This window comes from Pseudorhodoplanes sp., assembly GCF_050250235.1.
GTDB lineage: Bacteria > Pseudomonadota > Alphaproteobacteria > Rhizobiales > Xanthobacteraceae > Pseudorhodoplanes.
In genome coordinates this window covers 1-6846 of the sequence record NZ_JBFWPA010000215.1, presented here as the reverse complement: position 1 = coordinate 6846, position 6846 = coordinate 1, and the positions used below count along the sequence as shown (strand labels likewise).

The window sequence follows — 6846 nt, the reverse complement described above, 5'->3', positions numbered from 1 at the left end:
TTGCACTCCATCGCATTCGCGCCCAAGCAAGATCTGCAAGGCCGCGTCGTGGATTGCTCAAGAGAAGGCTTCCTTCTAGCAATGGAGCTTTCATGCTGGTCTTTCATCAGGATGGCCAAGCTGGCCGAACCCTTGATGATCGATGGTGGAAGCCTCTTCACGATGACGTACTACGGCTCACAGAGGGTGGTCGAGAACTACAACATGATGGGGCCGGTGAAAGCCGCTTTGGAATCCGCCACGCGATACATGGCAGCGGAACTCGGCCGGAAGAACATCAGGGTCCACGCCATTTCGCCAGGACCGTTGAAAACAAGAGCGGCTTCCGGCATCAGCGATTTCGACAAGCTGTTGCAGAAAGCACAAGCTAAGGCTCCCGCCCGTAGCCTCGTCTCGATTGACGATGTAGGGCTCGCCGTCGCGTTTCTGGCCTTGGACGGCGCTAAGCTCATCACAGGCGAGACGCTTTACGTCGACGGCGGATATCACATCATCGATTGACGATAGCCAGTGGGAGAGCACTGATGGATGCAGACGCGCCGCGTGGGCCTCTGGTGGAAACCAAGATCGATGGCTCAATTGGCACCATCGTCTTAGACAATCAGGAAAGGCGCAATGCGCTCTCCAAAATGCTCATTGACGAGATCGTCAAGGCTCTAGCGCAATTCGAGGGTCAACAGGTCCGCGTCGTCATTTTACGCGCACACAGCGGCGTAAAGGTTTGGTCGGCAGGACACGATGTGAGCGAACTTCCAGAAGGTGGTCGTGATCCCTTGGGTTGGGACGATCCATTGCGTTATCTGGTTCGTGCGATCGAAGAATTTCCTGCACCGGTGATTGCTCTCTTAGAAGGTGGCGTCTGGGGCGGAGCATGCGAGGTTGTCTTTGCCTGCGATTTAATAATCGCAAGCCCGGCCGCAACGTTTGCAGTAACACCCGCAAGGCTCGGCGTGCCCTACAATGTCTCGGGTATGCTTACTTTCATGAACGCCTGTACGTTGCGCATTCTGAAGGAGATGGTCTTCACGGCCAAGCCCCTCTCGGCAGAACGCGCCGAGCGACTAGGTATTATCAACCATATGGTGCCCGCGGAAAAAATCGAGGCATTTGTGTTGGAGATTGCGCAGGACATAGTCGAAAATGCGCCGCTCTCGATCTCCGTTATGAAAGAGCAGCTGCGAATGCTGGCCGGTGCCCACCCCATGAGCCCTCGTCGCTTTGAGCGCGTGCAGGGCTTGCGGCGCATTGTGTATGACAGTGACGATTACGAGGAAGGCATTCAAGCGTTCAAGCAGAAACGCAAGCCGCGATTCTCGGGGCATTAAGTTTGGGGGTTGAAATGCACGACTGAGTTGCTCGTCGCTGCGTTACTCGTGGGCGGGTCGATGAAGAAAGCCCTGTTCGACATTGATGATGGTGGTCTTCCCAATGAGAAGATGGTGCTGCCCAAGAAGTAACGCCCCTCAGATAGCGCGTCATATGGCGCATTCGGTCAATAATCAGGGAAGGTCCTACCGGCTCTTGCCGCGCCTTTCAGGCTTGAGTTCAAGGCGACGCATCGCCCAGCACGACTTTGGAAGTCTTTCCCTTGGTTTAAGGTCTCCGGACTTGACGTACTTTCGGGGGTAGTCCGGCCAGAAAGATAGGACAACTCCATGCCGAATTCGGTCGAGAAGGCTCCTTGCGGGCCTCTATCCTTGGGGGCGGAGTCACCGTCCAGACCACCTTGGAGCCGTTATGAGATGCCTGTAGTTTAGGCTCGAATATACCGACCCGGATACCTACCTGGGGAGCGCTATCCAGAAACGAACATATAGGACGAAGTGGAAGCCAGGACTTGATTGGGCCTGAGCATGTTTTCTTGCTGAAGAGATGCAGCAATGAGGATGGATGAGTGAGCTTGGCTGGAAGACATCCGGGACTTAGTTGTCGCACCCCGCCGTATCTTCGGCCCGAGGGAGCAAGCTCCATAGTGTCAGATCGATTTCGACTAATGCGTTTAAGATAAAGGAATAAATCGAAAGATTTCCAGAAACCCGGATGGCTTATGTCACCGCTGCCTTAGCACAAGCATTTTGCATTTCCTCCTCCATGATGTCTGCAAGTTTCCCGTCGTGAGAGGAGGGGACGATGAAACTGTCATGCACGGAGAGAACAGGGATGTTCTCTCGTCTCAGGCGCCGCATGACTTCCGAGCAAATTTGTGCATCTTGGTATTGCAGTGACAAGCCAGAACCACTGCACCAGAAAGGTCCTAAAGCCGGATATTTTCCCCTCAATGCATTCATCAGCGAAAGAGCCTTTTGAGAAGAGGCCTTGGAATGCACTACACTTAATTCCTGAGAGATCGCGCTTCTTGCATGCGCGGGCTTAGACGCGTTGAGCATAATGTTGAAAGCGAGTTTGATCTCGCTACGGTCGAAGCCCCAAATATCATAGGGGTCGAAACTTGGATCGTCGAAAGGAAGTGCGAGTTTTGCGCGAGCACAGAGCAATCGAAATTGGCAGGCACGGAAATCGCTTTCGATGACCGTTTCGCCGTCAATCAGCAGATTAGCGCGGAGTTCAGAGGGAAGTTGTTGCCAGAAGGGGCCATACCAGCGGCCACCGCGATCCCAAGCGCCGTTGAAAACCCGATGATAAAACTTGCGTCTCGGATCAATTCGCAAATTATCGACTTGCACGAAGCCGTTCGCCTTATGGATTACACCAGGATGGCCGACGCAAATTTCAGCGCTTGCCAGAAATTCGTTGGCTTCCTGCACGTCCCGGCGCATGTCGATGATGCGCTGGGTATCACGGTAACCGACGTATTTGCCTTTGGTATCTTTGAGGACGATAGACTCGCGATCATCGAAGACAAAGGCAGGCGGGCAATCGGCGCAAATTCCGAGGAGTTTGTTGCTGGGACGTATTCGCGAGCGATGCTTTGCAATCGCAGAGGGCGATGTCCTTTGCTCTTCCAGAAAGCCGTCCTTAACTAGGCTATCAATCGCTCCCATCATGACAGCGTAAGTATAAAAATCAGGCCGATATCGTTTCGGATAGTCCGTGTAGAAATTCCGATCGCGGCTGTAAAAAACGACAGCATGTTGGTGCTGAGCGTGGGCATAAAGTATATTGGCGATAATGGTCGATTTTGCTTTTTGGATCCTTCGACTTCCGACCCTGTGTTCAATCGCCGACAGGATCTTCGTATCTCCCGAGAGCTTCAGATGGCGATCAAACCTGAATTCTATCGCGGAGTCTTGGCACATGCGGTTTCGTTCGCTCGAGAGGCGGAGCTCTCGAGATCGATAAATTGATTGGAAGGATTTACTGCGTTGTGAGCCGCCTTGTGGCCGCACGTCTCGTCAGCGGCCGGTTGGGTTTCTAGCAATCGCGCTAGGGGATTTCGTAGCTGCGCACGCGTCGGCGCTGGCCTTTTTCGTCGACGATCCGGCGATAGGTTTTCAATGGGCGCCCTGGTTGGTGAATGAGCCTCGCAAACGGTGCCGCGACGGCATTCCAGGGGCGCGGATTGAGGCCCTTGTGCGCGCACATCTCGGAATAGACCGCCCGCATGTCATCGGCGTCGAGCCGGCGGCCGTTCGGCCACGCGCTGTCTTGTAGCCAAACCAACAGCTGGCGTGCGTGCTCGGCCGCAACCTCGCGTGGAGTATTGCCGATTTGCGCACTGTGCACCGGTGCTGGAGCCGGGTTTGGAGTCGATGCCGGCGTCGATACTGGAGTCGATGGTGTCATCGGCTTCGATCTCTTGGCGGGCGTCCAATCGGGTTTCTTTTCGACTACCGTCGATCGAATTCTCGAAAAAAAGTTTCGCATGGGGAACTCATAGACGCATCGAGTGTGGACGTGTGGGATCCTAAGAACGGGCTCAGGCCCGAGCTTTCAGATGGGCGGACAGACATCGTCAGGGCCTGTCAGGCTTGAGCGAGGTCTTGTGCGCGGTCCGCGCATCTGCGCTGCGAGCAACGCGTTCGTCGCACCACGCGCGATAAACGGCGTCCGGCCAGGCGGGCTTGGTCGGCGTCAAATACGTTGGAGCTGGGAAGTCGCCCCGTTGCACCCACCGGTACAAAGTAGTCCGATGGATGCCTAATTTGTCAGAGAGGGCGACAGCGTCCCACCAGTCACGACGAGACCGTCTTTCGAGGTCGGAGTACGTTTGTGAGCCAGTGATTAAGACGTTTTGAGATTTATCTTTTGTACGCATGACGAGCTTCCGTTGCGGCGTTGAGCAACGGATAGCGCAATGGTTGTCGGCAGTCGTTCCTAACGTTCGGGCACCTTTGCCGCTCGCCTAGGAACTCGTGTCAATCGACATTTGTGTACATTTAGCAAGGATAGATATGCTCTTCGAATGCGGCGGCCGGCCCAAGGAGGCGCCGCTAGAATAAGTGGTTACGAATGAGGTTATTGATTTCTTCGATGCTTCGCTTTGGCGTTGGCCTGGGTAAGCCATCAAGGAGCGCAAACGCGAATCTGGAGAAAGCAGACGGTCGGTCATTGCTTCCCGCCGTGGCCTTTCCTCCTGCGTCAGTATAGATCTCACGCAGCTCTTGCAGGCAATAGAGCAGGGCTGTCTTCTCAGTCGTGCTACCTTCGGCCTTTGAGTGAGACAAAACCTGCTCACTTGCACTCAGGAAATGGCCGTTCAACGCTCTCAATCGCCTGATTTCGGCTTTGCTCCCCAGGAATGAATTAAGCTCAAGGAGTTCTTGCGACTTGGAAGACTTTGTTGGTGTCCCTTGCGGGCTTTCAGCCCTGCTTGGGTCGCTTGCTCTTATCAGTGTCTTCCGCAATTGTCTTTTTACCTCAACCACAACCGGTTCGAGTCTTTGCAACTCCTCCAAGACATTGGATGCGTCTGTGCTGACGGCTATGAGGCGCTCGACGAAAGCGGTGACTTCTTTCGCCGAAGGTCCTTTCTGTTCAACCCTGGCCTTCGCGACATAACTGGCTAAGGCACGCTCGACTTTATCTTTCAGAGCTTTGTCAAGTTGCACTTTGCCGACCTTTTCCGCCGCAGTGAGAGCGGTGTCAGATATGCAACCCTCGCCAGGATAAGATGCGACTGGACTGTCCGCGAGTTTTGACCGTCCAGACCCTTGCCCTTTTCGGCTCGGGCGGCTCTTCGGTGTTCCTTCAGATTTGCCCTTACTCATTCGGCGACCCTGCGCATTGCCATCACATTCTCAGTTTTCTCGGAGTCATCTGCAACGATGCGCATCAGATAGTCCGCCCATTCATCAAGAAGGCGGCGGATGCGATTGAGTTTTGAGGCCTGGGTGTAGTGCGCGTCCGTCACGCTGCCCGAGACATGACCAAGCAGTGCCTGGATTGTTTCCCTGTCGAAATCCAGCTCTTCAGCCGCACGATGGGCGCAAGTCCGTCTCAGGTCGTGCGGGCTGAAGGGTTCGCCTGTAACAACCCCTGAAGCGATTATGCGCCTAAGCGCGGTGCGCAGGGCGCCTTCGTTCAACGGCTGGTCGCGGTCGCGATGTGCCCCTTTGAACACAAAGGCCGAGGGGCGTTGTTCGGTTGCATTGCGTGCGCGGCGCTTATCCAGAATTCTGAGCGCCAAAGCCGGTAACGGGATGACGATCTCGCGCTTACTTTTCGTTCTTGTTAACGGAATGCGCCAAACGGAGCTGCTGCCATGCATATCAAATTCGCTCCATGCCGCGCCCAGCACCTCGTCGGTGCGCCGGGCAAGTAAGAGACACAGGCGGGCGGCGTCTGCAGTTCCAGGTGCAAGTCCATGGTGTTGGTCGAGTGCCCACCAAAATGACCTAAGCTCACCATTTGACAGCTTGCGGGTCCGCGGCCGGGGCGGTGCAGCTTTGGTGATTTGGGTAGCGACGTTGTCAGAAAGGCCGGTGGCGCGCCAACGGGCAACGCCGAGTGCCCACGAAAAAGTACCGCTAATGGCAACGTGGAAAGCGCGCGCGGCAGCCGGCGAACCGCGCTCTGAGATCCGCTCCAGAATGCGCTCGATATCCAAAGCCGTGATGTCGATGACCGGCTTGTGTCCCAGATCCGGCACGGCGTCTTTCTGTAAAATGCGGCGGATCTCGGGGATCGATCTGAGGCCGGCTTTCGCTTTGGCGTTTTCGTAATCTTCGAGGAGATGAGCAAAGGTCATTTGCTGGCTTGCGGCTTCCCGTTCACATTCGGCGCGGTCTTCGGCGACGGGATCGCCGGCATCGATCCGCACCAGGAGGGCACGCCAACGCTGGCGCACCGTTGCGAGGTCGCTTCTGTGATCACCGATCTTGGCCTTGCGCCGAACGCGGATGCGGCCATGGCGGACAGTATAGATGACACGCCACGTGCACCGGCCATCGCCCATAACTTCGAGCACCAATTTATCGAGCATGCCGCCTTGTGGAGTTCTGACACGAAACTCCTGCCTTTGGGTAGCGTCGCGGATCGCCCGCGCGATCCCCCTCGGCTCGAAAGTCAGCAATTTCCCACTCGGTTTCATCTCCACCCTTTGCAGTCAACAAGGCCAAGATCGGGGCCAAGATATTTTGAAATCCCGTGGCCCATCTGTGGCCCATTTTTGCGCAGCGTCGTGCAATTCCGTGCACCTTTTTGCATCAGGCTGAAGCGCGAGAGTGGTCCTCTAGGGACTTGAATAGAAAACTTTTTTGTAGAAACTGGGGCTGAATTCCGGCGCTTTGGAGAAGGCCAGCAATTTCCGTGACTCGCTGACTCTTAATCAGCGGGTCGAAGGTTCGAGTCCTTCATCACCCACCAAAATCAATCACTTATTTGACCAGGCCGACGACGCGGTTTTGCGCGTCGACATCACCTCGTTGAAGCGCTCATGAACGTTGC

6 protein-coding genes are annotated in these 6846 nt (G+C 55.4%); 2 read left to right on the top strand and 4 right to left on the bottom strand.

All coding sequences use genetic code 11. From position 1 onward, the window contains the following. Together AB7F49_RS36750 and scpB are read left to right on the top strand one after the other, a co-directional pair. Positions 1–501, top strand: a 501-nt coding sequence (locus tag AB7F49_RS36750) for an SDR family oxidoreductase (protein WP_428532087.1), incomplete at its 5' end; no start/stop codon positions are given. 23 nt (positions 502–524) lie between these two features. Further along, positions 525–1325: a methylmalonyl-CoA decarboxylase gene (scpB, locus tag AB7F49_RS36745; protein WP_428532084.1), complete on the top strand. Its 801-nt coding sequence runs from the start codon at positions 525–527 to the stop codon at positions 1323–1325. A 720-nt stretch (positions 1326–2045) separates the two neighbouring features. On the opposite strand, the gene AB7F49_RS36740 is transcribed toward scpB, so the two are convergent. The 4 genes from AB7F49_RS36740 to AB7F49_RS36725 form a co-directional block, all read right to left on the bottom strand. After that, positions 2046–3257: a hypothetical protein gene (locus AB7F49_RS36740; RefSeq protein WP_428532081.1), complete on the bottom strand. Its 1212-nt coding sequence runs from the start codon at positions 3255–3257 to the stop codon at positions 2046–2048. Positions 3258–3384: 127 nt separating this feature from the next. Then, positions 3385–3744 (bottom strand): hypothetical protein, encoded by a 360-nt coding sequence (locus AB7F49_RS36735; RefSeq protein WP_428532078.1) that lies wholly within the window; start codon positions 3742–3744, stop codon positions 3385–3387. Positions 3745–4391: 647 nt separating this feature from the next. After that, positions 4392–5009, bottom strand: a complete 618-nt coding sequence (locus AB7F49_RS36730) for a hypothetical protein (RefSeq protein WP_428532075.1) — start codon at positions 5007–5009, stop codon at positions 4392–4394. 155 nt (positions 5010–5164) lie between these two features. Beyond that, complete coding sequence (locus AB7F49_RS36725) at positions 5165–6472, bottom strand: tyrosine-type recombinase/integrase (protein WP_428532072.1); 1308 nt, start codon at positions 6470–6472, stop codon at positions 5165–5167. Positions 6473–6846: the final 374 nt, after the last annotated feature.